The organism is Flavobacterium odoriferum (genome assembly GCF_025499515.1).
Taxonomy (GTDB): domain Bacteria; phylum Bacteroidota; class Bacteroidia; order Flavobacteriales; family Flavobacteriaceae; genus Flavobacterium; species Flavobacterium odoriferum.
On the sequence record NZ_JAMKFA010000036.1, the window covers coordinates 1 to 400 of the forward strand.

A 400-nucleotide genomic window follows, 5' to 3' on the forward strand; every position below is an offset into this window, starting at 1 on the left:
TAGGCAGGACTTTTATTAAAGTATTTTTTGAATCTTCAATTTTAATTCCTTAAACGCTTTTGTTAGATTTTCATATTCGTTTATCTTTACATAAAACATTTCTTTTCCGTCTACAGAAACATTAAAATATTCGGTATAGTCTCTCCAATCGTCATTATATATTTCTATTGTCTTTTCCCCTTTGTAAACTAATTTAAAAACCCAATTTTTAGAGATTTGTTGGTTTTCACGGCTATTGTCAAAAATTAATTTATAAGAATTTGGTTTTAATACTTCGCTTATATTTTCACGAATTAAAACTTGAAAATTTTTACCTTCTTTTAGTATGTCCATTTAAGTTGGTTTTAGACTTGCCTACAACGTTCCACGGCTTGTTTTCAGGTGGCAAATTCAGCACCAA

The 400-nt window shown here is 28.5% G+C and carries 1 protein-coding gene; it reads right to left on the minus strand.

Annotated elements, in window-relative coordinates; genetic code table 11:
* Positions 1-15: 15 nt before the first annotated feature.
* Complete coding sequence (locus tag M9Q43_RS14010; protein ID WP_262319483.1) at positions 16-333, minus strand: hypothetical protein; 318 nt, start codon at positions 331-333, stop codon at positions 16-18.
* Positions 334-400: the final 67 nt, after the last annotated feature.